Genomic DNA, 24,405 nt, shown 5'->3' on the forward strand with positions numbered 1-24,405 from the left:
TTCGGACGGGCATAACATCGAAGTGGTTTACCGCGAACCCAAAACCTAACCTTGCCGTCGAGAAGACGTCGGCGGCGCGGCGCTCGCCTGCTTGTTCCATGCGAACGCTTAACGAAACACTCAACGCTTCGGCGTCTTAACTCAATATCGTAGGTATTTACCCTAGCGCAGAATACTAACTCGTTGCTGCGGAACGTCGCGGCCAACTTCAAGTTAGAAGGGTAAGAACATGAACTTTTCGATCAAAGCCGCTTTCGTCACCGCCGTTGCCCTGATTCCGGCACTCGCATTCGCCCAGTCTAATGGGCCTCTCACGCGCGAGCAGGTTCGCGCGGAACTCGTACAACTCGAAAAGGCCGGCTACAACCCACTCTCGGATTGCTCAGGGGACTGCCCGGGAAGCCTGCGGCGTGCCGAGGCCGTCATCGCTCAACAACAGAACAACGCATACTCGGGTTACGGGCCCGCCATGACTGGCACCGGACAATCCGGGAAATGAGTCAGAGGCATTCCAGCCGCTGCACGGCACGAACGGAATAGGTCAACCGCTTTTGCGTGGTCAATCCGTTCAACCCGCTCAATGTAGCGGCGAGAATGCCCATTCTTTTCCCATTGATTGGCTCTTTCCGCGATGCTTCGTCGATCGGCCGCAAAATCGCTCGCATCATTGCGCACGTGGCCGGCAAGCGACACTTCAAACGTACGGCATGGAATGGGCGGGTTCGGCAGTCGTTCTTTTGGCGCCTACGCTCACTTCCGAACGCAGCGGTTAGCGAACCCGCGTGAATCGTCCTAATCTTTAAGCGTCAGGACAGCTTTTCCGCCGGCGGCGACGCACTCGCAGGCGTCGACTGAAAACGATGAACATCCATCCGTTGCCGCGAATCGCGTCGACTCGCCAACCGCGCCCGCCCGCGTGGCTGCGCCTATGGCTTTATCGCTGCATCGCCATGCTCGTCGCGCTCGCTGCCTGTACGGCGGCCGCCAAGGCAACGCCGGTCGGCAACGTGGTCGTCATTCCAGTCGCCGGTGCGATCGGCCCCGCCAGCGCCGATTTCATTACGCGCTCGCTCGCGCGCGCCGTAAGGGAAAACGCCCAATTGGCAGTCATCGAGCTCGACACGCCGGGCGGGCTCGATACGTCGATGCGGCAAATCATCAAGGCCATACTGGCCTCGCCCGTGCCCGTCGCCGCGTTCATCGCACCGGGCGGCGCACGCGCCGCGAGCGCAGGCACCTATATTGTCTATGCTTGCCACATCGCGGCGATGGCGCCGGGTACCAACCTCGGCGCGGCCACGCCGATCCAGCTCGGCGGCCCTGGGATCGCATCGCCCGAACCCAAGAACCCAAGCGAACATGACAAAGGCACGGCTTCGGCGCCGCTGGCCACCGATACGCAATCGACCGAAACACGCAAGCAAATCGACGATGCGGCCGCCTATATCCGCGGGCTTGCCCAACTACGCGGGCGCAATGTCGCATGGGCCGAGCGTGCCGTCCGCGAAGCCGTCAGCTTGTCGGCCAATGAAGCGCTGGCTCAAAACGTCATCGATCTCAAGGCGCGCGACGTGCCCGATCTGTTGAACGAGCTCGACGGGCGCACCGTCGAAACCGCAACCGGCGCACACAAGTTGGCGACCGCGCGCGCTCGCATCGTGACGCTCGAACCCGATTGGCGCAGCCACTTCCTCGCCGTCGTAACGGATCCCAACGTCGCGCTGATCCTGATGACGATCGGCATGTATGGGCTCTTTTTCGAATTCGCGAACCCCGGCTTCGTGCTGCCCGGCGTCGCCGGCGCAATTTGCCTACTGGTCGGCCTGTTTGCGCTGCAATTGCTGCCTATCAGCTACACAGGCTTGGCGCTGATCTTTCTCGGCATCGCGTTTCTCATCGCGGAAGCCTTCCTGCCGACGTTCGGCACGCTCGGCTTCGGGGGGATCATCGCGTTCGCCGCGGGTGCGCTGATGCTGATCGACACCGATACACCCGGCTACGGCGTGCCGCTACCGATGATCGCCGCCATCTCGGCCGCCAGCGCCGTGTTCGTCTTCTTCGTCTCGAGCTTCGCATATCGGGCGCGGCGACGGCCCGTTGCGACCGGCGGCGAAGCGCTCGTCGGTAGCCTCGGCGAGATCATCGATGCCGCGCTCGTGCCAGCCGAAGGCCAAGCGGAAAACGCAAGCGTCGGCTGGGCGCGCGTCCACGGCGAGCGCTGGCGCGTGTGCGCAGCAGCGCCTCTCGCGGCGGGCGCACACGTGCGCGTCACGGGCCGACACGGGCTCACGCTCGACGTCGTGCCGATAGAAGAGCCAAAACAAGGAGTGTCGCCATGATCGGATTCACTTTCGGCTTCGGTACTATCCTGTTCCTGATCGCGATCGTCCTCATCGCCTCCTCGGTCCGCATCTTTCGCGAATACGAGCGCGGCGTCGTCTTCTTGCTCGGCCGCTTCTGGAAGGTTAAGGGCCCGGGCCTCGTGCTGATCGCTCCGATCGTGCAGCAAGCCGTGCGCATCGATCTGCGCACGATCGTATTCGACGTACCGCCGCAAGACGTCATCACGCGCGACAACGTTTCCGTGAAAGTCAATGCCGTGGTGTACTTTCGCGTCGTCGACCCCGAGAAGGCCGTCATTCAAGTCGCCCGCTACTTCGAGGCAACGAGCCAGCTTTCCCAGACGACGCTGCGCGCGGTACTCGGCAAACACGAACTCGATGCGCTGCTCGCCGAACGGGAGCAATTGAACGCCGACATTCAAAAAACGCTCGACGCCCAAACGGACGCATGGGGCATCAAGGTCTCGAACGTGGAGATCAAACACGTCGACATCAACGAGTCGATGATTCGCGCGATCGCTCGGCAAGCGGAAGCGGAGCGGGAACGGCGGGCCAAAGTCATCCACGCCGACGGCGAACTGCAAGCGTCGCAAAAGCTGTTGCAAGCGGCTCAAACGTTGGCGCAGGAACCTCAGGCCATGCAATTGCGCTACCTCCAGACGCTAACGACGATCGCCGCCGACAAGAACTCCACGATCGTTTTCCCGCTCCCCATCGAACTGTTGAGCGGCCTGATCAATCGACGCTGAATCCCTAGCGCCGCGGCGCACGCGCGGCAGGGCCGTACGGGCGTCATGCACCGCGCGTGATGAGCGCCGATAGATAGGCGGCCTAGGGTAGCGCCGGCAAATGGTCGCTATTACACTGTGCGGCCGGTTTGCGAATAGGTGCTGTCGTATTCAGCGCAGCTAAACCCAGCGGTACTCGACCGGCATCGAACCTCATGGAACAAGTCAAAACACTTCCGCTCATGGAATCAGTCAAACGCTATTTCGGCTTCGACGAAGCCGGCACCGATCTGCGCACGGAAATACTGGCCGGCGTGACGACGTTTCTTACGATGGCTTACATCATCTTCGTCAACCCCGCGATTCTCGGAGACGCGGGAATGCCGAAAGATGCCGTATTCGTCGCCACCTGTCTGGTGGCGGCCATCGCTACGCTGATCATGGGCCTTTACGCGAACTACCCGATCGCCTGCGCCCCCGGCATGGGTTTGAACGCCTATTTCGCCTATACCGTCGTCAAAGGCATGGGCTTCACCTGGGAAGCCGCGCTCGGCGCCGTCTTTATTTCGGGGTGCCTGTTCTTGCTCGTCACGCTGGTGGGCGTACGCGAGATGATCGTCAACGGAATACCGCGCTCGATCCGCGCCGCCATCACCGGCGGCATCGGGCTATTTCTCGCCATCATTTCGCTGAAGACGGCCGGCATCGTCGTCGGCGACTCCGCTACGCTCGTTACACTCGGCAATCTGCGCAAGCCCGACGTCGCGCTCGCGACGATCGGCTTCTTCGCCATCGTGACGCTCGACTTCCTGCGTGTGCGGGGCGCAATCCTGATCGGTATTCTCGGCGTCACCGTCCTGTCGTTCTTTTTCGGCGGAAACCAGTTTCACGGCGTCGTCTCGGCGCCCCCTTCGATCGTTCCCACGCTCTTTCACCTCGATATCCGCGCTGCCCTTTCAACGGGGATCCTCAACGTCGTGCTCGTGTTCTTCCTCGTCGAATTGTTCGACGCCACCGGCACGCTGATGGGCGTAGCCAATCGGGCCGGCCTGCTCGTCGAGGGGAAGATGAACCGCTTGAACAAGGCGCTGCTCGCCGATAGCACGGCCATCGTCGCGGGCTCGCTGCTCGGCACGTCGTCCACCACGGCTTATATCGAAAGCGCGTCGGGCGTGCAGGCGGGCGGCCGCACGGGCGTGACAGCCGTCACCGTCGCGGTGCTATTCCTGGCGAGTCTGTTCATCGCGCCGCTGGCCGGCGTCGTGCCGGCCTATGCCACCGCGCCCGCACTGCTCTATGTGTCGTGCTTGATGCTGCGCGAACTGGCCGATCTGCCGTGGGACGACGCGACCGAAGTCGTACCTGCCGTGCTGACCGCGCTGCTGATGCCGTTCACCTATTCGATCGCCAACGGCGTCGCATTCGGCTTCATCACGTATGCAGGCCTGAAGCTCTTCACGGGACGGGCTCGTCAAGTCAAACCGATCGTCTGGATCATCGCCGCTATCTTTCTGTTCCGCTTCTTCTATCTAGGCGGGGGATAGCGTTATGCGCCGGCGTTCGCTTCGTAGAACCTGACGTAGCCGCTGCGCAGCGTCATGCATTGGCCGCTGGTTTCCGACAACAGCCTGCGTGTCGCCGCCTCGATCCGCGTTCGATGCGCATCGAACGCGCCGACCACGTCCTCGAGCCTCGGCGAAGCGGCACCGAAGTGGTCCTCGAGCGCTTCCGCCGTGATGCTGCACCAGACGCGCTCGCCGTTGACGAGCGCGGGAAACGCCACTTTCAGCTCGCGCCCCGAGTACTCGGGCGCTTCTTTCGGAAAACTGATCTGCATGGTATTCGCCTTTGCCGTGACGAAAACACCGCGCCGAGTGGGAGTGCTTCCTTCTTGCTGGAAGCGCGGACTACCGGCGAAAAACGAACCCTCTGTCTACGCCGATTGCATTCACTTTAGAACGTTTGCGGCGACGAGCAAGTTTTCCTTGGAATCGACGGTTTATCCTCCATTTCTTCACACGAAAGGCGCGCCGGCATCGGAAAAAAGCGGAGGCGTGCGGTAAGCTCGCCGAAATACGCTCCACAATGCTGCCGATCTTTCAATGCCGGCCTCTGTCTGTCATGACCGCACCGCTCAAAGCGCCTATCGTTCGCGTCGAACCGCACGGGTACACGTTCGAGGCGCCCCCATCGCTCACGCTGCTCGAGGCCGCCGCGGCTGCTCAGGTAAGGCTTCCACGATCGTGCCGCAACGGCACCTGCCGCACGTGCCTATGCAAGCTCGTCTCGGGGCGTATCAGCTATCGCATCGAGTGGCCGGGCATCAGCCGCGAAGAAAAGAGCGACGGGTGGATCCTGCCTTGCGTCGCAACGGCCGATACCGATCTGGTCATCGACGTTCCGGACGCGGAGCCGATGCAGTCGGCCCCGATGCGCGTCTAGGATCGCCACGGGCACACGGGCCGCTTTCGATTCCGCTACAACTGGACGACGTCCAGCAACATTTTCTTCCCGTCCTTATAGGAGAAGATCGAAATCGCGCCGTGACGGAGATCGCCCCGATCCGTAAACGTCGTTTCACCGATGACGCCCTTGTAGTCGGTGGCCGGCATAGCCGCCAGGATCTTCGCCGGATCAGTCGAATTCGCCCGTTTCATCGCGTCGACGATGATGTACACCGCATCGTAGGAAAAGGGGGCGTAGACCTGTAATGGTTGGTGAAAACGCAACTCGTATTTCTGCGCGAACCGAGCACCGCCGGGCATTTTCTCGAGCGCCATGCCGGCCTCCGAGCACACGATGTTGTCAGCGGCCGGGCCGGCAAGTTTCACGACGTCAGTCGAACAGACTCCGTCGCCGCCCAGAATCTTCGCTCGCACGCCCAACTGCCGCGCCTGTTTCGCGAACGGCCCGCCGGTTGCATCCATGCCGCCGTACATGATCGCGTCGGGATTCGCGCCCTTGATCTTCGTGACAATGGCGCGGAAGTCGACCGCCTTGTCGTTCGTCGCATCGCGCGACAACACTTTGATGCCGTCCGCCTTAGCCGCCTTTTCGAATTCGTCGGCAAGACCTTGCCCATACGCCGTGGCGTCGTCGACGATCGCCACCGTCTTCACACCGAGGCTCTTCGCCGCGTAACTCGCCAACGCCGGGCCTTGCTGCGCATCGGTCGCCACGACGCGATAAGTCGTATTGAATCCTTGCTGCGTATACGCCGGGTTCGTTGCCGCCTGCGAGATCTCGACGATACCTGCATCCTTGTAAATCCGCGACGCAGGGATGGACGTACCGGAGTTCAAATGACCCACCACACCAACGACCTTGTCGTCGACAAGTTTTTGCGCGACCTGAGTGGCGGTCTTGGGATCGCCCGCATCGTCTTGTGAATCGAGTTGCAGCGTCACGTGCTTTCCGCCTACCACCAGGCCCTTTGCATTGATTTCCTCGATGGCGAGCCGTGCGCCGTTCTCGCTGTCCTTGCCCAGATGGGCGATTGCGCCGGTCAGCGGCGCGACGTGACCGATTCGCACGATTTCATCGGCGCGAGCCGCGAAAGGATACGTAAAAGTCACGGCCAAAACCGTGCAGTACAGGGTATTTCGTTTCATCTCCATTTCTCCTCATGAAGCGCACGCGTGCGCCGTTTTCGTCTGCTTCTTACTTCAATGTCGGATGCTGGCCCGGGCCGCCCCAACCGACTTCGCACGCTTGCCGTTCGGGTTGCCGACCGCCATGCCGTAAAGATCTTTAGGATCGCGCGGCGCCGCAATGAGATCGAGCTCGATGCCGATGTTCCGCTCGCGCGAGACTGCGTATAGATAACGAAGGGCGGAAAAATCTTCGAGCGCAAAGCCGACGGAGTCGAATACCGTGATCTGCTCGGACGACTCCCTTCCTCTCTCCTCGCCCGCAACGATCCGATGAAACTCGATGACGGGAAACTCACGAGGCAGTTGCTGAATGTCACCCTCGATGCGCGTTTGAGGCTCGTACTCGACAACGACGCGCGAGCGCCTCAGCACGTCCGCATGCAGTTCGGTCTTGCCTGGGCAGTCGCCGCCGACTGCATTGATGTGCATGCCGGCTTCCACCATGTCCGGCGTCAAAATCGTGGCGTTCGTCTTGTCTGCCGTCACGGTCGTCACGATGTCGACTCCGCGCACAGCCTCTGCCGTGCTGCTGCAGCGAACGACGCGAAGCTGCCTGAAGCGCGCGAGATTGCCGATGAGTTTTTCCGTCGCCGCTTCATCGACGTCGAACAGGCGAATCTCGTCGATGCCCAAAGCCTCATGAAAGGCAATCGCCTGAAATTCGCTCTGCGCGCCGTTTCCGATCAATGCCATCGATCGGGCGTCGTTTCGAGCCAGAAAGCGCGCGAAGAGCACGGAAGTCGCCGCAGTGCGAATCGCCGTCGTCAATGTCATTTCGCTGAGCAGCAGCGGGTAACCGGTATCGACATCAGCGAGCACGCCGAAGGCCATCACGGTCGGCAAGTCGGCCCTCGTATTCTTCGGATGTCCGTTGACGTACTTGAACGAGTAGTGTTTCGCGTCGGACGTCGGCATCAGTTCGATGACGCCGTCCGGCGAATGGCTCGCCACGCGGGCCGTCTTATCGAACGTATGCCACCGGCGATAATCCTGCTCGATGCGGCTTGCCATCGAGCTCAGGACACGCGTCACGCCCACCTCCTGAATCAACTTTGAAACGTCATTCACATCGATATATCGCGTCATATTTAGTACTCCTATCTTTTATGGCCCTCATGGGGCCGAAATTTCTCGGCCCACCCTATCAGGCTCTACCTTCGAAGCCCAGCAGAACGTTGACGGCATTGATGCCGATCTCGTCGACCATGTAGCCGCCCTCCATCACGAACAAGGTCGGCGCGCCAAGCCGTTCGATCATTTCCCCGATGCGTAGGTAATCGGCCGTGCGTAGACGAAAGTGACTGATCGGGTCGCCTTCGAACGTATCGACGCCAAGCGAAACGATCAGCGCATCGGGCGCATGTCGTGCAATCGCAGCACCGGCCTGACGCAGCGCGACCTCGAATTCATTGATGGCGGTGCCCTTCGGCAACGGCAAGTTCAGATTGAATCCCTCTCCCGAACCGACGCCGCGCTCGTCGGCATGCCCCGAGAAGTAGGGGTAGGAGACGGCAGGATCGCCGTGAATCGAGACGAACAGCACGTCGGAACGGTCATAGAAGATGTCCTGCGTCCCATTGCCGTGGTGAAAATCGACGTCGAGCACGGCGACGCGCTTCGCGCCTTCCTCGATGCAGCGTTGTGCGGCAATCGCCGCGTTGTTCAAATAGCAATAGCCGCCCATGTATTCGCGGCCGGCGTGATGCCCTGGGGGACGACACAAGGCGAAAGCCGCGCGCATACCGGCGGACAGCCGGTCGATGCCCGTCAGCGCGGAATTTGCACTCGAGCAAACCGCGTCCCATGTGCCCGCGTTGATAGGCGAGCCCGCGTCCATCGAAAACAAGCCCAACTTCCCATCGATGAATTGCGGCAATTCAACGCTCGGCAATCCTCTTACCGGCCACACGAGCGGCAAGGCCTGGCATGTCCGCCCCGTGGACGTCCATTCGCCCCATGCCCCAGCGAGAAATTCGATGTACCGCTCGCTGTGCGCGCCGACATAGCTCGATCGGGGATAAGACTTTGGGCCGACGACCTCGCCCAATCCGGTGGCCCTCACCTGCGCAAGAACGGTTTCCGCTCGGGCAGGCTTCTCGAACGATTCTGTAATCGCGCCGTCCTTGAGTTCGACGCCATGGTGAAAGCGATGATCGCTGCTGTAGATGGTGAGCATGGTTGACTACCGCGTTGAAGATAGCCGACAGTCTACGGATGGTCGGCTGCGAAGATTTTGCTTTCGATTTTGGCTGAGCCTAGACTAGCGGATAGTTTGTCTACGAAACGATGAGAATGAGCACAAAGCGTCCAAAGGTCGAAATGGATACGGTCGATCGGTCAATGCTGCGCCTGCTTCAGGACGACGGCTCGCTGTCCAATGCCGCGCTCGGGGAGAAGCTCTCGCTGAGCGTGACGCCGTGTTGGAGACGTCGTAAGCATCTGGAGGATGAAGGCGTGATCACCGGATATCACGCAAACGTCGATCGGCGCGCTGTCGGATTGGATCTACTCGCGTTCGTGCAGATTCGAATCAACATTCACTCGGATCAAACCGCGGACGACTTCGAAGCCGTCATCGGCAGCCGGCCGGAGGTGCTGTCTTGTCACAAGGTGACCGGCGACGCCGATTACATTCTGCAGGTGGTCGCTACCGATCTAGACGCCTACGGCGAATTCGTCGAGCGGGTGCTGCGGCGGCAATCCGGCGTGGCGTGGATTCAGTCCAGTTTGACGCTGCGGGAAGTGAAACTTTCGTCGCGAATTCCGATTCCGGACGAAAGCTAGCCCGCGCTTGACTGCACCCAACCAGACCGGAAAGGCATTCCATGGATTTCGACGTCATCGTTCTCGGGGCAGGCATCGTCGGCGTGTCTTGCGCCATTCATCTGCAGGATCGTTCGAGGCGCGTCGCGCTCGTCGATCGACGCGGCCCAGGCGAAGGAACGAGTTTCGGCAACGCCGGGCTCATCGAGCGTTCGTCAGTCGTGCCCTATGCATTCCCCCGCAACTTCGGCACCGTGCTCCGTTACGCGCGCAACCAATCGACCGATCTCTATTGGGACTACAAGGCAATGGCCGATTTCGTCCCGTGGCTCGCGCGCTATTGGCACGAATCGTCGCCCACGCGGCTCGCGGCGGCCGCGCGCGACATGCTGCCGCTCATCCGCCTTTGCATCGACGAACATGAGGCGCTGCTCGCGCGTGCAGGCGCGGACGCAGCCGCGCTCGTTCACGATGGCGGATGGATCGAAGCATATAGGACTCCTAACGAGTTCATGCTCGCCGCCAAGCGCGCCGAAAACTTGGCGAGCGCACAAGACCTGCGTCTCGATACGCTCGATCGAGCGGCGTTGCTCGAACGCGAGCCGGCACTCTCCGATGCCTTTTGCGGCGGGCTGCACTGGCGCGACCCGAAAAGCGTAACGAACCCGGGAGCGTTGACCAAGGCTTACGCCGCACTATTTACGAAGGGCGGAGGACGAATCCTCGTAGGCGATGCGACCACGGCGCGTGCGCAAAGCGATGGCTGGATCGTACAAACCAGCGATGGCCCGATCAGCGCCCGCGAAATCGTGGTCGCGCTCGGCGCTTGGTCCGACATCGTATTCGCGCCGCTCGGCTATCGCATTCCGCTGCGCGCGAAGCGCGGTTATCACATGCATTACGAAGCGACACGCAGTGCGGCGCTCGGCCAGCCCGTCCTCGATCGCGAGCAAGGGTACGTGATCGCGCCGATGCAGCGCGGATTGCGCTTGACGACCGGTGTCGAACTCGCAAAGCGTGAGGCACCGCCCACGGGCATCCAGCTCGCCCGCGCCGAAGCCTACGCGCGCGAGGCCTTCGGGCTCGGGCGGCCCCTCGATGCCGAGCCCTGGCTCGGGCTGCGCCCTTGCACGCCCGACATGCGCCCGGTCATCGGCCCCGCGCCGCGGCATCGCGGCCTTTGGTTCGCATTCGGCCATGCTCATCACGGCTTGACGCTCGGCCCCGTCACCGGCCGGCTGCTCGCCGAAATGATGACGAATCAAACGCCCGTCGCCGATCCGCAGCCCTATCGCGCCACCCGGTTTTGACGACAGGCGCACCTTTTGCCGGCCGGGGCCAAAGCCGAGATTGGCGACCGCACGTCGGCAGCGTTTCGACCGTTTGGCAAATGCCGCGAAGGCATTACCGTGCTTAGGTGCAAAAACGTGTGCAGATTTGTGCAAATTGGCGTAACTGCCCCCCGATTATTGCTATTTTAAGAATTGTGTTTCTACGGATATAACGATAGCGATCCTGGCTCGACCCGAATACATTTAGGGAGCTCGATTCCAGGAGCCGCTATGAGGGCAAATAAGTCTCGCGCCGTAGACGCCAGCCGCGTCCAAATCGAAATTCTCGAACAATCCGATACCACGCTCATCATCCGATGGGTCGAGCCCGGCCGCTGCCACTATGGGGAACAGCGCTGGCGCCGACGCTCGGCGAATGCGTCGGGTACATGCGTCGTTTCGCGCCGGGCCATTCGCCGCGGCGATGCCGTATTCCGCCCTGCGGAACGTCCGGCACCCGCCAATGCAGCGGCCATGATTTCGGTCGATGCATTTCGTCCTACGGCCGAGGAATAAGTCGATTGAATCGGCCGTACGTCGCTACGATTTTTCGCAGTTGCGCGCTGCCGGCTTTCATGCTCGTTTCAGCGCGCGTTGACACACTCCCGCCTCACGTCTCTCATCACGTCGTGGTCGCAATCGAGCAGACCACCGTCGCCTGTTGGCAATAGATAACCATTTACGCTGCCGATATTCCGGCGGTAGGCGCTCGCTTGCGGCGCTTACCTCAACGGTCGTTTTGCCGTCTTTCGACGAACATCGACGCCCGTCCACTAGACGCGCGCGCCGTACGCGGATATCGCCATGCAAACATCGCTCTCGATTCGAGGCGGCCTTGCCGCCACCATAACCGGCTACACCGCGTTACTGATGCTCGTCATCGCCGGCGCGGTGGCAATGCTCTCGGCCGGCAACGTCGCGCTCGCCGCCATGTATCGCGACGACACCGCATCGCTGCTCCATTTGAAAACGAGCTCCGAGCGGCTGCTCGTGCTACGCGGCGGGCTGAGCGAAGTCGAGCAGTTGATCAGCGCCGGCAAATCGGCGAAAACCGAAACTGCCCGCTTGCACCAATTGCTCGCACAGAGCAACGACGAATTGGCCGCTTATCGGCGTCTGCACACCCCCGACGCGGTCGAAAAGCATTTGCTCGATACCTTGCTCGCGCGACGGCACGCGCTATTCAGTCAAACGATCGAAAAAGCGCTGTCGCAGTTGGACGACGACGATATGGTCGACTTCCTGTCGACCCAGCGCGATGCGTCGCCCGCACAGTTCGCCGCTTACCAGGACGCCATCACGGCATTGGAGAATCTGCAAGTGACTCGCGAAAAAGCGCGTTTCGAAGCCGCCGATCTGCGCTTTCGCCGTGCCTTGTGGATCCTCGGCGCCGCGGGCGCGCTGGCGCTCGTCGTCGGCGTCCTGACGCAACGGGCGCTGGCCCGAGCGATCGTCACGCCCATCAATTCGGCCGTCGATCATTTCGATCGCATCGCTCGCGGCGACTTGACGCGCGAAGTCTCGGTCGCGCGCGCGAACGAAATGGGCCATCTGCTCGCGCGCCTCAATCAGATGCAGGCCGGATTGACGCAAACGGTCGGCCAGGTTCGCTCGAGCACCGAAGCGATCGTGGGCGATGCGCGCGCCATCGCCCACGGGAACATGGAGTTGTCGGATCGCACGGAGCAGCAGGCGGCATCTTTGCAAGAAGCCGCGGCGAGCATCGAACAGCTAACCGCCACCGTGCGTCAAACCACCGACAACGCTCGCAGTGCCCGCACTCATGCGGGCAGCGCCGCCGACATTGCGCTGAGGGGCGGTGAGGCGATGACCCGCGTCGTCGCCACCATGAATGCGATTTCGACGAGTTCGACGCAGATCGCGAGCATCGTCGGCGTCATCGAGGGCATCGCGTTCCAAACCAACATCCTTGCCTTGAACGCAGCGGTCGAAGCAGCGCGCGCCGGGGAAAACGGCCGTGGTTTTGCCGTCGTGGCAGCCGAAGTGAGGAATCTGGCGCAACGCTCGGCGTCGGCGGCCAAGGAAATCAAGGCGTTGATCGGCGACTCGACGCAGCGCGTCGACGGCGGCAGCGCGCTCGTGGGCGAGGCTGGCGCGACGATGAGCGAGCTCGCGCATGCCGTCGAGCGCGTGCGCACGATCATCGCCGAGATCAGCCTCGCATCCGAGCAGCAATCGATCGGTATAGAACAGGTGAACACATCGGTCGCACATATGGAGCAAGCGATGCAACGCAACGCCGCACTTGCGGAAGAAGCATCGGCCGCGGCTGCCTCGCTCGAAGATCAAAGCCGCTGCCTCGACGAGGCCGTCGCGCGCTTTCGCCTCCCGCCGAAGGCAACCTGACGTGCGGATACCATCGGCACGGCGATTCGGTTCTATCGGTTAAAAATCCGGCCTGCTCTACTTGGACACGCCGCGCAGTGGTAGTTGTGCGCTCGTCTGCGCCACGCGCCTTTTCATGAAGACCAGGACTATTTCTATGTCAACGCCCGACCGTTCTCATCAATTCGTGCTGACGCTGGCGTGTCCCAGCGCCGCCGGCCAAGTCGCCGCCGTCGTCGCATTGCTCGACAAGCATCGCGGCTATATCGACGAACTCACCGTTTTCGACGACGACCTCAGCGAACGCTTCTTCATGCGCTGCGTCTTCCACGGAGTACACCAGTACGACGCATCGCTCGACATTAGCGCCCTCAAGGCGGAATTCGCCCCGATCGCCGCCACATTCGACATGACGTGGGCCATTCACGACGCCAACGTTCGCCCCAAAGTGCTCATCATGGTGTCGAAGCTAGAGCACTGCCTTGCCGATTTGCTGTTCCGCTGGCGCATGGGCGAACTGAAGATGGACATCGTCGGCATTGCGTCGAACCACACGACGCTCGAGCCGATGGCCGTTCAGCACGGCTTGCCGTTTCACTACCTGCCGGTGACCGCGGATACCAAGGCGCGCCAGGAAGCACGCTTGCTCGATTTGTTCGCAACGACCGGTGCGCAATTGATGGTGCTCGCACGCTATATGCAGATTCTTTCCGAAGAAACGAGCCGGAAGCTGGCCGGACGCGCCATCAACATCCACCACTCGTTCCTGCCCGGCTTCAAGGGGGCGAAGCCCTATCATCAAGCGCACGCGCGCGGCGTGAAGCTCATTGGTGCCACCGCGCACTTCGTCACCGACGACCTCGACGAAGGGCCCATCATCGAGCAGACCGTCGAGCGCGTCGATCATTCGCACAGCCCGGAACGCCTGCTGACCGTCGGGCGCGACGTCGAGTGCATCACACTGGCCAGGGCCGTAAAGGCGTTCATCGAACGGCGAGTATTCATCAACGGCGAAAGGACGGTCGTGCTCCAGTAGCCGTTCGCCGCCGATCGCGACGCCCCTCGAAAAAAAGCGGGGCGCAACGGCCTTCCCGGCCGTGCGCCCCGTATGGGACACCCGATACTTCGTACACTCAATACTTCGCACTATTTAACGTCGGCGAGCCAATCGGATACGCGATCGGGATGTGCCGACACCCACGACTTCGCCGCATCCTCAGGCTTGGTACCGTTCTGCGCGGCCAGCATCACGCCGTCGATCTCACCCGGCTTCCACTGAAATTTCTTCAAGAACTCGACCACCTGCGGCGCCTTCTTTTCGAGTTCGGGGTTGATCACGTTGTCGACGTGCTCCGCGCCGCCGAACACCTTCTTCGGATCGTCGAGGAACTTGAGCTTCCACTTCGCGAACATCCAATGCGGGGCCCATCCTGTCACGACGATCGACTTGTTCTCATGGATCTCGCGTGCGAGCTCGGCCGTCATCGCACTACCCGAGCTCGGCATCAGTTGATAGCTGAGGTTGTAGGCCTTGATCGCGTCGTCGGCTTTCTTCATGACGCCGGCACCTGCGTCGATGCCGACGATACGGCCGTCGAAAGCGCCTTTTTGCGCCTCGAGATCCGCAATCGTCGTCACTTTGGCGTCGGCCGGCACGACCAGCCCGATCTTCGCATTGTTAAAGTTCACGCCTAGATCTTCCACCTTCGACTTGTACTGTGCCCAATACGCAGCGTGCGTGGCGGGCAACCATGCCGACAGCGTCGCGTCCAAATCGCCGCGCGCCACACCGCCCCACATCACGCCCGCCGCTACCGGCACGAGCTGAACCGGATAGCCGAGCTTCGTCTCGATGACTTGCGCCGCGACGTTCGAGGTCGCGACGCTATCGTCCCAGCCCTCGACGTAGCCGATCTTGATCGTCGGCTTACCGTCCGCGAACGCCGGTATGGCGCTCGTCAGCGCCGCGCCGAGCGCGGCGGTCAACAGCAGTTGTTTAAGCAGATTCATGATGGTCTCTCCTGGTCGTCCATCCGCGGTGCGGTGATTCAGTTGTTAGCTTGATCAGCCATAAATCGCAGGTGAGTGCGGTTTCCGACATGCGTTTGTCCGCAAACGACGGCACGTTGCCGCTATTTGTCGACGATTAGATCACTGAGCGGTTTGCTGCAGCAAAGCAGCACCATTCCCTGGTCGATCTCGCGTTGCCGAATGCCGCCGTTATGGCGCATCTCCACTTGCCCGGAGACGAGCTTGACCTTGCAGGTGCCGCACATGCCTTGCGTGCACGACGCCGGCAGCCGCAGCCCGGCGCGTTTCGCCGCGTCGAGTACGTGCTCGTGCGCGCCGCACTCGATGTCGCGGCGCGTCTTCGTGAAGCTGACGGCGAATCGCGTTTCATCGTTCGTCTCGCCATCCGCCCCAACGCTATCGGCAAACGCGCCCGCGCCTTCGGATGCCGCAGCCCGATCCGCAGGCGGCAGCGCATCGAACGAAAAGCTTTCCTCGTGATAATGCGCACGATCGAAGCCCGCTTCGTCGAGCAGGTCGCGCACGGCCTTCATATAGGGCGCGGGCCCGCACGTAAAGATCTCGCGTTCCATGAAATCCGGCGCGATCAACCGCAAGAGCGGGAGCGTCAAGAATCCGATGATGCCAGGCCAGTTCGTCCGCTGCCCGATGCGCTCGCACACGAACGATGTCCGAAAACGCTGCTGATTCGCGGCGATGAGATCGAGCTCGCGCGCGAAGATGATGTCGTCGGGCGTACGGGCGCTATGCACGAAGACAATGTCGCGATCCTCGCCTAGCTCGTGGTGCGAGCGGCTCATCGACATCAACGGCGTCATGCCGGAACCGGCCGACAAGAACAAATACTTACCGGCCGCATGTCGCGCACAGGTGAATTCCCCTGCCGGCCCGAGCACCCGCACCGCATCGCCCGCGCGCAGATGATCGTGCAGCCAGTTCGATACCTTGCCTCCCGGCACCCGCTTGACCGTGATCGAAATCGTATGAGGCCGCGTGGGCGCCGATGAGATCGTGTAGCACCGATTGATCGTCTCGCCGTCGATCTCGAGCTCGAGTGTGATGAACTGCCCTGGCTCGAACGCAAACGTGCGCCCGTCGCGCGACATGAAGAAAAAGCTCTTCACGTCGTGCGTTTCCTGCCGAACCTGGCAGCAGACCAGCATCTCCTCCGCGTCGCTCGTCCAAGGCGCGCCGAGCGCGCTCCAGAATGCGGGGCGCGTGAGGCGCCCGTCTTGCCGCTCGAATGTTGGCGCATCTCGCATCATCTTGTGCCTCGCCTATCGCTGACTCACCGGCTTAGGCGCCGACATGCGCGCTGACATGCGCACCGACGCGCCGGATGTACCAATCGCAAAACTTCTCGACGAGGCCTTCCGTGTAGGGCGAGTACGGGCCCGGCTCATAAGCGCTACTGCCCGCACCGCGCTGCGAGAACTCGACGAGCGTGCGATCTTGCGCATTGGTCGCGTTCCAGACGGCCGTCAAGTTCGGGACATCGTAATCGACGCCTTCCACGGCATCCTTGTGAACCAACCACTTCGTGCGCACGAGCGTCTTGCCGGCCGAGAGCGGGATCACGGAGAACGTCACGATGTGATCGCTCATGAAGTGATGCCAGGAATTGGGTTGCGTCCAGAACGAAAGCCCGCCCAAGTCGGCGCGCTCGAATTCGCCGAGCAACTTCTTCGACGCGACCTTCGCATCGAGCGTTTGCGACTCGCCGCTGCGATCGAGCGGCAAGCGTTGCGTGCGAAAACCCGTGACGTCGCTCAAGCGATCGATCTCGACCGATGGCAAGCTCATCGCCTCCCACTCGGCCTCGCGCTCGACGCAGGTGCGCTCGAACGCGGCCATCCCTTCGGCATTGGCCGGCGACGGCTGATAGCCGAAGCCGTATTCGTATAGCGAGATCGTCAGCTCGGGATGGTTCGCCACGCAGTGGTAGCACTCGCGATTGTTTTCCATCGTGAGCTTCCAATTGCCTTCCTCGATGATGTCCACCTGCGCCGCAATCTTGCAGTTCGGCAGATCGTGCGGCAGTAGATAAGGCTCCATCGCGGCGCGCATCATCGCGAAATCGGTGGGCGCTTCGTCGGCGAGGCAAACGAAAATTAGGCCTCCTAAGCTTTCGACGTGAACCGACTTCAGGCTGTGCTTGCAGCGGTCGAACTTCTCGCCCATGTGTTCGGCGAACATCAGCGCGCCGCTGAGGTTGTAAGTCCAACTGTGATACGGACAGACGATGTTGCCGACGGTCCCGCGCTCTTCGTTGCACAATCGCGCGCCCCGATGGCGACAAACGTTGTGGAAAGCTCGGATCGTCATATCGTCGTCACGCACGATCAGCACCGATTCGCCGGCGAGTTCGACGGTCACATAATCACCGGGCTCGGGAATATCGGGCTCGACCGCGACGTGAATCCAGTGCTTGCGAAAAATCGCTTCCATATCGAGCGCGAAGATGTCCTCGCTGAGATAAAACGGCGCTTCCAGGCTATAGCCTTGTTTGCGCCGTTCGATGAGCGCGCGAATGTCTGCGGATACGGTCATGTCTGCTCCGGATACTTATTGCTTACGTGCTAGTGCCAGTACGAGTGCTTGTCGAAAGACAAGCGTCGCCGATGCTCACGGTCCCCCGCGACTTCAGTAATCGACGAGTCGATGCTCGCGCAAATACCCAAGGATGGCTTGTGCTTTTTCGACCGAAGTCCCTTCAATTACGACGTTTCCGCCACGGCTTTCCGTCGTCGTCGCGCTCTGCATCCGCGCGTGCCCCGAGCGCTTCTCGACGGCGGCGAGCTTGATCGGCTTGCGTTGAGCGGGCGCGATGCGCCAAGCGTCGACGTGCGCGTCGTGCGGCGCCCTCACGCGATGCGGCTCGACCGTTCCCGCCGCCGCACGCGCATAGGCGTAGCGCGGCGTGACGGCTGCTTGCGGATGCACCGCGACGACGGCAGGCAGCGCCGCCTCCACGCTGCGCCGAAACCCTTTCGGCAAGAATTGCGTAATGCGAATACGGTCGCTCTCTATGGCCAGGTCGAGCGCCGCATCGATCAGTGCATAGCCGAGTGCATCGGCCGCGCGATAAGGCAGCATGCCGGTGTCATACGCGCCCTCGGCACGCGTGCCGGTCAGCACGAGCGGCACGCCGCGCAGGCGCTCGGCCAGAACGGCCGCCGCGTCATCGTTGTCGCCGCATGTGAGCACATCGACGCGAGGCGCGCCGAGTGCGAGGTAATCGGTCAGCGCGAGGTTCGATCCATCGCCCGCGTGCAGCACTTCGAGTTGCGCACCATGCGCTTGCGCGAGCGTACGGGCGATCTCGAGCGCCACGGCATCGTTGCGGCTATAACAAGAAGCGCCGTTCACGCGATGGTGCGCCACCGAGACGAGTACCGCGATTCGATCCAGCTTCCCAAGTGCTTTCATGCGGTGACATCCTCACGAACGTTGGCGCCGGTCGCCGCCGCGACGGGCGCGTGATGCGCTTGCTTTGCCTCGTTGACCACGCTCGTCAACGCAGCCATCGCCGGCTGCGCATCGGCGATCACGGTCAGATTCGCACGCTTGGCGATCGGCGCGCTCGCGTCGAGATTGACGGCGATCACGTGTCGGCAATCCTTGATGCCCTGCAAGTGCTGAACGGCCCCTGAAATGCCGAAAGCGATGTAGACGCTGGCGTTCACGGTCTTGCCCGTTGCGCCGACCTGCTTGTCGCGCGTGAAATGGCCGTTGTCGACCGCGACACGGCTGGCCCCGACGGCGGCGCCGAGCACGCGCGCCAGCGCTTCGAACGCAGCGATGTCGGTCACGCCGTTGCCTGCGGAGATGATGAAGTCGGCCTCTTCGAGGGCCACTTGCGCCGCATCGAGTTGGGTTGTCCCACCGTCTCGGTATCGTGCAGGCGCGGCCGATGCAGCCGCTTCTTGACTCGTTTGCGGCAAGGCGATGCGCTCGCCCGCGCCGATGAACGGCAGCTTGGACGATACGGTCTCCGGATCGAGCAGGATCACGTCGGGCCATGCTCGCGAGGCAAGCGATCGCCCCGCGCCCGCATAGCATGCGACGTGCGCCGCATCGATCTCGACGACGTGCGTCGCAATACTCGCGTTGGCCTGCGCGGCATAGCGGCGCCCCACGTCGCCGTCTCCTGTCGCGTTATCGGGCAGCAAGACATGCGCAGGCGAAAACGCCGCCACGCATTCGCGCAATGCGGCCAGTGCCTGATCCGGCGCGAACACCGGCCGCGCGAGCGACGGCAATTCGACGACCTTGTCCGCGCCGAGCGCCGCGGCATCGTCGGTCAACTCGCCGAAGACGAGCAAGACGACTTCGGTTTTCGCATCGGCGACGATGGCGGCGGCGGCCACCGCCTGCCGCGCGTGTTCGTCGAGCGCGCCGCGATCGCTATGTGTCGCGACGAGCAGCGTACGGGTGCCGGCTTCGTAAGCGCGACGCGGCTTCGGTGCATCGGCGTGCGCGCTGCGCAGCGCCGCATGCGACGTCTGCGCTGCTCCATCGGCGACACGTTCATCGCCCAGCGTAATGCGCCTGAGCCCCGATGCGGCAATGATGAACGGCCGGCGCGGATCGATTCGTTTGACGGTTTTCATGACACCTCACTCCAGCGCGGCTGCAACGAGCTCGGCAACGTCGAGCACTTCGGGCCTGGGGCCCACCACGCCTTCGAGCATCGCCGTGCAGTTCGGGCAACCCACCGCCACGATGTCCGCTCCGACCGAGCGTGCATCGGCGATGCGGATGTCGGGAATCCGAGCTTTGCCGGGAATATCGGTCAACGGCGCGCCGCCGCCACCGCCGCAGCAGCGTCCGCGCATGCCGTGGCGCTCCATCTCGACGATCTCGATGCCGATCGATTTGAGCGCGCGGCGCGGCGCTTCGGTCTCGCCGTTGTAGCGGCCGAGGTAACAGGGATCGTGATAGGTGATGCGCTTATCGGCCAATGCGGCCGACGCCTTCGGCAAGAGCCGGCCGGCCTGCATGAGTTCCGCCACGAAGCTCGTATGATGCTGCACCTCGTAGCGTGCGCCGAATGCGCGGTATTCGTTGCGCAGGCTATGCATGACATGCGGGTCCGCCGTGACGATCCGCTTGAAGCTCAATGCACCGAGCGTCGCGATCATGCGCTCGGCCATGCGCCGGAACGTTGCTTCGTCACCGAGACGGCGGGCCACGTCGCCCGTGTCGGCTTCCGTACCGCCCAGCACGGCGAAGTCGACACCGGCCTTGTTCAATACCTTGACGAGCGCGCGCAGCGTACGTTGATAACGCATGTCGAACGCGCCTTCGCCCGCGATCAGCAGCACGTCCACCGCCAAGCCAGGCTGTGCGACGCGCGCATTCAGATCGACGGCCCAGTCGTAGCGCGCGGCGATGTCGTATCCGCCCGCGCTGCCCGTCTCGCGCAGATTCGCGAGGACTTCAGGCGCTTTCCCGGGGATATCGCCCTCCGTCAACGTGCGATGGCGCCGCATATCGACGATCGCATCGACGTGCTCGATCAGCATCGGACACTCTTGGACACAGGCGCGGCACGTCGTGCACGACCAGATCGTGTCGGACTCGATCAAGCCCGACACGATCGGGCCGTTCGGCCCCCCGCCGTGCCGCCCAAGCACGATGCCCGGCGTCGGACTACCCGCATAAGCGCCATCGGTGCCGCCGACCATGCCGACGACGAGGTCTTGAATCAGCTTCTTCGGATTGAGCGGCTGCCCTGCCGCGAACGCCGGACAAGCCGCTTCGCATTTGCCGCATTGCACGCAAGCATCGAAGCTCAGCAGTTGATTCCAGCGAAACTCGGCGGGCTTGCCGACGCCATAGTCGTTCGCTTCGAGCGCGGACGGTTTGAGCGCCGTGGGCGGTTGCGTGTCCCGGTCGCCGGCGCCGAAACGCTCTTGTCGCGGATGGAACGCGAGGTGAAGCAGCCCCGCCACCGCATGTTTCATCGGGCCGCCACGCGCGGCGCCGATCGTCATCGCGCCGGCGCCAATCGCGATCAACGCCGCGAACACGAGCGCGAGTACCTGCGACGTAGCCGCGGCCGGCACGCCGCACAACAGCACCAAACCCAGCGCGAACGATCCGAGCAGCCAAGGCAACCTATTCCACGGCCCACGCGAAAGCCGCGCGGGCATCGCCTTCTCATCGCGTCGGCGGCGCCACACGAAGACGGCACCGATCAACATGACGAGTGCCGCTGCGACGATCAACCGGTCGATCCACGGCGAGTAGATCGCCAAGCCGTAATTGACGAAGACGAGCGCGAGTGCCGCGATCGCTCCGCCTGCCGTAGCCACGTGCGTCCGTGCGATGTAGGGATCGCGAGCCACGACATGGTGCAAATCAACGAAATAACGCTTAGGAATCCTGAATAGATTCGTCCACTCGACGGCCGCGGGGGCAGCCGCGCGGCCAACGCGCCAATACGCCGCCCGCCGCGCCAGCGCGAACGCAAGGCCTGCGACCGAGAGCCACAGCAGAACCGTGATCAGAAACGCCGGGCTCATGATTAGAAGTCCTTGCAAAGCCGCAGCGCGTCATAGATCGCACCGTGGATGTTGTGCATGGAGATGCAATCGCCGACGCGAAACAGCAGGAAGCGTCCATTGCCCAGCGTTTCCGACAGCGAGGGCTGCGGCTCGGCGGCAAACAGTTTCTGCACGTCGGTCTGCCCTCGATTCACCGATTCCGGCTTCAGCTTCCAGTAGAGCGAATCGTTAGGAGTACTACCGTTTTCGATCACGACTTGATCGACGGCGCGTTCTTCCTGCTCCTCCGTATACTCGTTGCGTAGCACGGCGATCTGTTTGCCGTCTTCCTCATACACACGGTCGAGCCAGTAGTTGGGCGTATGAACGACGCCCTGTGCATAGAGGCGACGATAGAAGATCGGGAACGTCGTGCCCCCGCAATCGTCGGCGATCTTGACGTCGGGCGTCACGATCTCGACGCGCGAGCCGCGGCTCGCGATGAAATCGGCAACGCCCGCGCCCGCGTGCGTGCTGACCCCGTCGTAGACGAGCACGTTTTGCTTCGGCTCGACGCGGCCCGACAGAATGTCCCACGAACTGACTGCGAGCCCTTGCGAAACACCCCAGCCCGCGACCTGGTCGGAGAATGCGCGCCCGCCCGTGGCGAGCACGATGATGTCCGGCTTCTCCGCCATGATCGTCGTCACGTCAGCCTCGACGCCCAGACGCCGATCGACACCGAGACGTTTCGTTTCCATGTCGAACCAGCGCACGATGCCGGCCATCTGCTCGCGCTGCGGTGCCTTCGAAGCGAGTACGATCTGGCCGCCAACCTCACTGTGTTTCTCGAACAACACCACATCGTGGCCGCGTGAACGCGCCACGCGCGCCGCTTCCAAACCGGCGGGCCCGGCGCCAACCACAACGACCTTGCGCTTGGGCCCACGCGACTTTTCAATGACGTGCGGCATCGTCGCTTCGCGCGACGTCGCCGCGTTTTGCACGCACAGCACATCGAGGCCGTTGTACTGGCGGTCGATGCAATAATTCGCGCCCACACACTGCTTGATTTCGTCTTCCCGACCGTCGCGGATCTTGATGACCATGTGCGGATCGGCGATTTGCGCCCGCGTCATACCAACGAGATCGATCATCCCCGAAGCGAGCAGGCGTTCGGCCTGGCCCGCATCGCGAATGCTCTGCGCGTGCATGACGGGAAGCTTGACGACGGATTTGATGCCGGCGGCCAGATGAACGAACGGCTCGGGCGGCAATGCCATCGGCGGCATGCAATTCGCCAATGTGTTGTGCGTATCGGCGCCCGAGCCGATTACGCCGAGGTAGTCGATGAGGCCCGTCTCCGACATCGCATGCGCAATCTCCTTGAGTTGCTCGTGATCGAGGCCGTCCTCATGGAATTCATCGCCGCACATGCGAAGGCCGACGACGAAATCGGGCCCTACCGCCTCGCGCACCGCCGTCAGCACTTCGACGCCGAAACGCAGGCGATTGGCGAGGCTGCCGCCCCATTCGTCGGTACGAAAATTCGTGCGCGGGCTCCAGAACTGATCGATCAAGTGCTGATGAGCGGCCGAGATTTCAATGCCGTCCATGCCCGCCTGCCGCACGCGCCTGGCCGCAGCCGCGAAATCGCCGATGATGCGGCGGATTTCCTCGACCTCGATCGTCTTTGCGTTGCCGCGGTGCACGGGCTCGCGCACGCCCGACGGCGTCATCAAATGCGGCCAATGCTCGCCGTGAAACGCCGAGCGGCGACCCATGTGCGTCGCCTGAATCATGATCTTCGCGCCATGCCGATGCATCGCTTCGGTGAGCCGATTGAGCGGATCGATGACGCGATCGGTCGACAGGTTCACCGACTTCCACCACCCTTGCGGGCTGTCGATCGACACGGGGCTCGAGCCGCCGCACACCGCCAAGCCCACGCCGCCCTTCGCCTTCTCCTCGTAGTACCGGATATACCGATCCCCGGGCAATCCGCCCGGCTCCGCATAGACTTCCGCGTGCGCCGTGCTGACGATGCGGTTGCGCAGCGTCAGCTTATTCAGCGTCATCGGTTTGAACAGATGGGGGTAGCGCATGTCGATCGACCTCGAACGTATTCTTTGACGAGCCTTGTTGCTTTGCTTCCGTTGCTAGTTCGCAAGCGGTGACACTTCGAACACGCAGTACGCATGGCCTTCGCCCGCGCATTGCGTCTCTTTCGATTGCGAGCGGGGGCCCGGCTTTCCACCGGTATTCGTATCGTTGACCCAATCCATCGCACCGGCGAACCAGCCGGCGAACATGTAGCAAAGCTTGCCTTCCTTGCCGGGCTGAGCCAGGACGAACGACGAATGGCGCAGCTCGATGCGCGCGTGCGCGCGCGCCGGGTCCGCTTCGGCGATCTTGAACAACCCCCATCCTCGCTGCGACAGACGCTTCAGATAGTGTTCGAAGACAGCCATACCACTGAGCCCATGCTGCTTCGCCTCCTTGTCGCACCAGTGATAGGCCGACTTATGACCCGCGCGGTAAAGAATCTCGGCGTAAGCGTCACGCCCGAGCGCCTCTTCCACGGCAACGTGGTTGTTCGTGAAGAAATGGCGCGGTACGTAAAGCATCGCGAGCGCGTCGGTCGTCCATACGCCGGTATCGGGATCGACGTCGAGCGGAATTTGCGGTTGCATGAAAAGGTCCCTCGTTCAAAGACAGCG

22 protein-coding genes are annotated in these 24,405 nt (G+C 62.4%); 10 read left to right on the forward strand and 12 right to left on the reverse strand.

Annotation, left to right across the window (positions count from 1 at the left end):
• The first annotated feature begins 229 nt into the window (after positions 1-229).
• The 4 genes from J3485_RS23720 to J3485_RS23735 all read left to right on the forward strand — a co-directional run bounded on the left by J3485_RS23720 (position 230) and on the right by J3485_RS23735 (position 4,614).
• Positions 230-499, forward strand: a complete 270-nt coding sequence (locus tag J3485_RS23720) for a DUF4148 domain-containing protein (protein WP_206956746.1) — start codon at positions 230-232, stop codon at positions 497-499.
• Positions 500-875: 376 nt separating this feature from the next.
• Positions 876-2,339 carry an NfeD family protein gene (locus tag J3485_RS23725; RefSeq protein ID WP_374192484.1) on the forward strand — a complete coding sequence of 488 codons (1,464 nt, stop codon included), beginning with the start codon at positions 876-878 and terminating at the stop codon, positions 2,337-2,339.
• Complete coding sequence (locus J3485_RS23730; RefSeq protein WP_206956747.1) at positions 2,336-3,091, forward strand: slipin family protein; 756 nt, start codon at positions 2,336-2,338, stop codon at positions 3,089-3,091. Before J3485_RS23725 ends, J3485_RS23730 begins: the two co-directional genes overlap by 4 nt.
• 221 nt (positions 3,092-3,312) lie before the next feature.
• The gene (locus tag J3485_RS23735) at positions 3,313-4,614 is read left to right on the forward strand and encodes an NCS2 family permease (protein ID WP_206958336.1); all 1,302 of its coding nucleotides are present in this window, start codon (positions 3,313-3,315) and stop codon (positions 4,612-4,614) included.
• A gap of 2 nt (positions 4,615-4,616) precedes the next feature.
• Here J3485_RS23735 and J3485_RS23740 read toward each other — a convergent pair whose 3' ends face one another.
• Positions 4,617-4,907 (reverse strand): DUF1488 family protein, encoded by a 291-nt coding sequence (locus J3485_RS23740; RefSeq protein WP_206956748.1) that lies wholly within the window; start codon positions 4,905-4,907, stop codon positions 4,617-4,619.
• A 284-nt stretch (positions 4,908-5,191) separates the two neighbouring features.
• On the opposite strand from J3485_RS23740, the gene J3485_RS23745 reads away from it, so the two are divergent.
• On the forward strand, positions 5,192-5,512 hold the full coding sequence (locus J3485_RS23745) for a 2Fe-2S iron-sulfur cluster-binding protein (RefSeq protein WP_206956749.1): 321 nt from the start codon (positions 5,192-5,194) through the stop codon (positions 5,510-5,512).
• Positions 5,513-5,547: 35 nt separating this feature from the next.
• Here J3485_RS23745 and J3485_RS23750 read toward each other — a convergent pair whose 3' ends face one another.
• From J3485_RS23750 to J3485_RS23760, 3 genes are read right to left on the reverse strand one after another with little or no spacing between them, the layout of a single operon-like run.
• Entirely contained in the window at positions 5,548-6,681 is a 1,134-nt protein-coding gene (locus J3485_RS23750; protein ID WP_206956751.1) for a branched-chain amino acid ABC transporter substrate-binding protein, read from the reverse strand.
• A gap of 54 nt (positions 6,682-6,735) precedes the next feature.
• Positions 6,736-7,809, reverse strand: coding sequence for an ornithine cyclodeaminase (gene ocd, locus J3485_RS23755; protein WP_206956753.1), 1,074 nt, complete (start codon positions 7,807-7,809; stop codon positions 6,736-6,738).
• 58 nt (positions 7,810-7,867) lie between these two features.
• A complete protein-coding gene (locus J3485_RS23760; protein WP_206956755.1) occupies positions 7,868-8,899 on the reverse strand; it encodes a histone deacetylase family protein in 1,032 nt (343 codons plus the stop codon).
• 116 nt (positions 8,900-9,015) lie between these two features.
• Here J3485_RS23760 and J3485_RS23765 point away from each other — a divergent pair, with 116 nt between their 5' ends.
• From J3485_RS23765 to purU, 5 genes are all read left to right on the forward strand, one after another.
• Positions 9,016-9,507, forward strand: a complete 492-nt coding sequence (locus J3485_RS23765) for an Lrp/AsnC family transcriptional regulator (RefSeq protein WP_206956757.1) — start codon at positions 9,016-9,018, stop codon at positions 9,505-9,507.
• Positions 9,508-9,548: 41 nt separating this feature from the next.
• Positions 9,549-10,796: an NAD(P)/FAD-dependent oxidoreductase gene (locus J3485_RS23770; RefSeq protein ID WP_206956759.1), complete on the forward strand. Its 1,248-nt coding sequence runs from the start codon at positions 9,549-9,551 to the stop codon at positions 10,794-10,796.
• Between the two features lie 252 nt (positions 10,797-11,048).
• Positions 11,049-11,333, forward strand: a complete 285-nt coding sequence (locus tag J3485_RS23775; protein WP_206956760.1) for a DUF3331 domain-containing protein — start codon at positions 11,049-11,051, stop codon at positions 11,331-11,333.
• Between the two features lie 288 nt (positions 11,334-11,621).
• Positions 11,622-13,184 carry a methyl-accepting chemotaxis protein gene (locus tag J3485_RS23780; protein ID WP_206956761.1) on the forward strand — a complete coding sequence of 521 codons (1,563 nt, stop codon included), beginning with the start codon at positions 11,622-11,624 and terminating at the stop codon, positions 13,182-13,184.
• A gap of 136 nt (positions 13,185-13,320) precedes the next feature.
• On the forward strand, positions 13,321-14,199 hold the full coding sequence (gene purU / locus J3485_RS23785) for a formyltetrahydrofolate deformylase (protein ID WP_206956762.1): 879 nt from the start codon (positions 13,321-13,323) through the stop codon (positions 14,197-14,199).
• Between the two features lie 110 nt (positions 14,200-14,309).
• Here the strand turns inward: purU and J3485_RS23790 are convergent, their stop codons facing one another.
• The 8 genes from J3485_RS23790 to J3485_RS23825 all read right to left on the reverse strand — a co-directional run bounded on the left by J3485_RS23790 (position 14,310) and on the right by J3485_RS23825 (position 24,378).
• On the reverse strand, positions 14,310-15,173 hold the full coding sequence (locus tag J3485_RS23790; protein ID WP_206956763.1) for a glycine betaine ABC transporter substrate-binding protein: 864 nt from the start codon (positions 15,171-15,173) through the stop codon (positions 14,310-14,312).
• Positions 15,174-15,295: 122 nt separating this feature from the next.
• Positions 15,296-16,459 carry an FAD-binding oxidoreductase gene (locus tag J3485_RS23795; RefSeq protein ID WP_206956764.1) on the reverse strand — a complete coding sequence of 388 codons (1,164 nt, stop codon included), beginning with the start codon at positions 16,457-16,459 and terminating at the stop codon, positions 15,296-15,298.
• Between the two features lie 31 nt (positions 16,460-16,490).
• The gene (locus tag J3485_RS23800; RefSeq protein WP_206956765.1) at positions 16,491-17,744 is read right to left on the reverse strand and encodes an aromatic ring-hydroxylating oxygenase subunit alpha; all 1,254 of its coding nucleotides are present in this window, start codon (positions 17,742-17,744) and stop codon (positions 16,491-16,493) included.
• A 93-nt stretch (positions 17,745-17,837) separates the two neighbouring features.
• A complete protein-coding gene (locus tag J3485_RS23805) occupies positions 17,838-18,623 on the reverse strand; it encodes an electron transfer flavoprotein subunit beta/FixA family protein (protein ID WP_206956766.1) in 786 nt (261 codons plus the stop codon).
• Positions 18,620-19,807 (reverse strand): electron transfer flavoprotein subunit alpha/FixB family protein, encoded by a 1,188-nt coding sequence (locus tag J3485_RS23810; RefSeq protein WP_206956767.1) that lies wholly within the window; start codon positions 19,805-19,807, stop codon positions 18,620-18,622. The genes J3485_RS23805 and J3485_RS23810 overlap by 4 nt, the downstream gene beginning before the upstream one ends.
• Before the next feature lie 6 nt (positions 19,808-19,813).
• Complete coding sequence (locus J3485_RS23815) at positions 19,814-21,724, reverse strand: (Fe-S)-binding protein (protein WP_206956768.1); 1,911 nt, start codon at positions 21,722-21,724, stop codon at positions 19,814-19,816.
• Positions 21,725-21,726: 2 nt separating this feature from the next.
• Positions 21,727-23,790 carry an NADH:flavin oxidoreductase gene (locus J3485_RS23820; protein WP_206956769.1) on the reverse strand — a complete coding sequence of 688 codons (2,064 nt, stop codon included), beginning with the start codon at positions 23,788-23,790 and terminating at the stop codon, positions 21,727-21,729.
• Positions 23,791-23,844: 54 nt separating this feature from the next.
• Positions 23,845-24,378, reverse strand: coding sequence for a DUF5943 domain-containing protein (locus J3485_RS23825; RefSeq protein ID WP_206956770.1), 534 nt, complete (start codon positions 24,376-24,378; stop codon positions 23,845-23,847).
• Between the last annotated feature and the right edge of the window lie 27 nt (positions 24,379-24,405).

Origin of the sequence: Trinickia acidisoli (genome assembly GCF_017315725.1) — a bacterium.
Taxonomy (GTDB): Bacteria; Pseudomonadota; Gammaproteobacteria; order Burkholderiales; family Burkholderiaceae; genus Trinickia; species Trinickia acidisoli.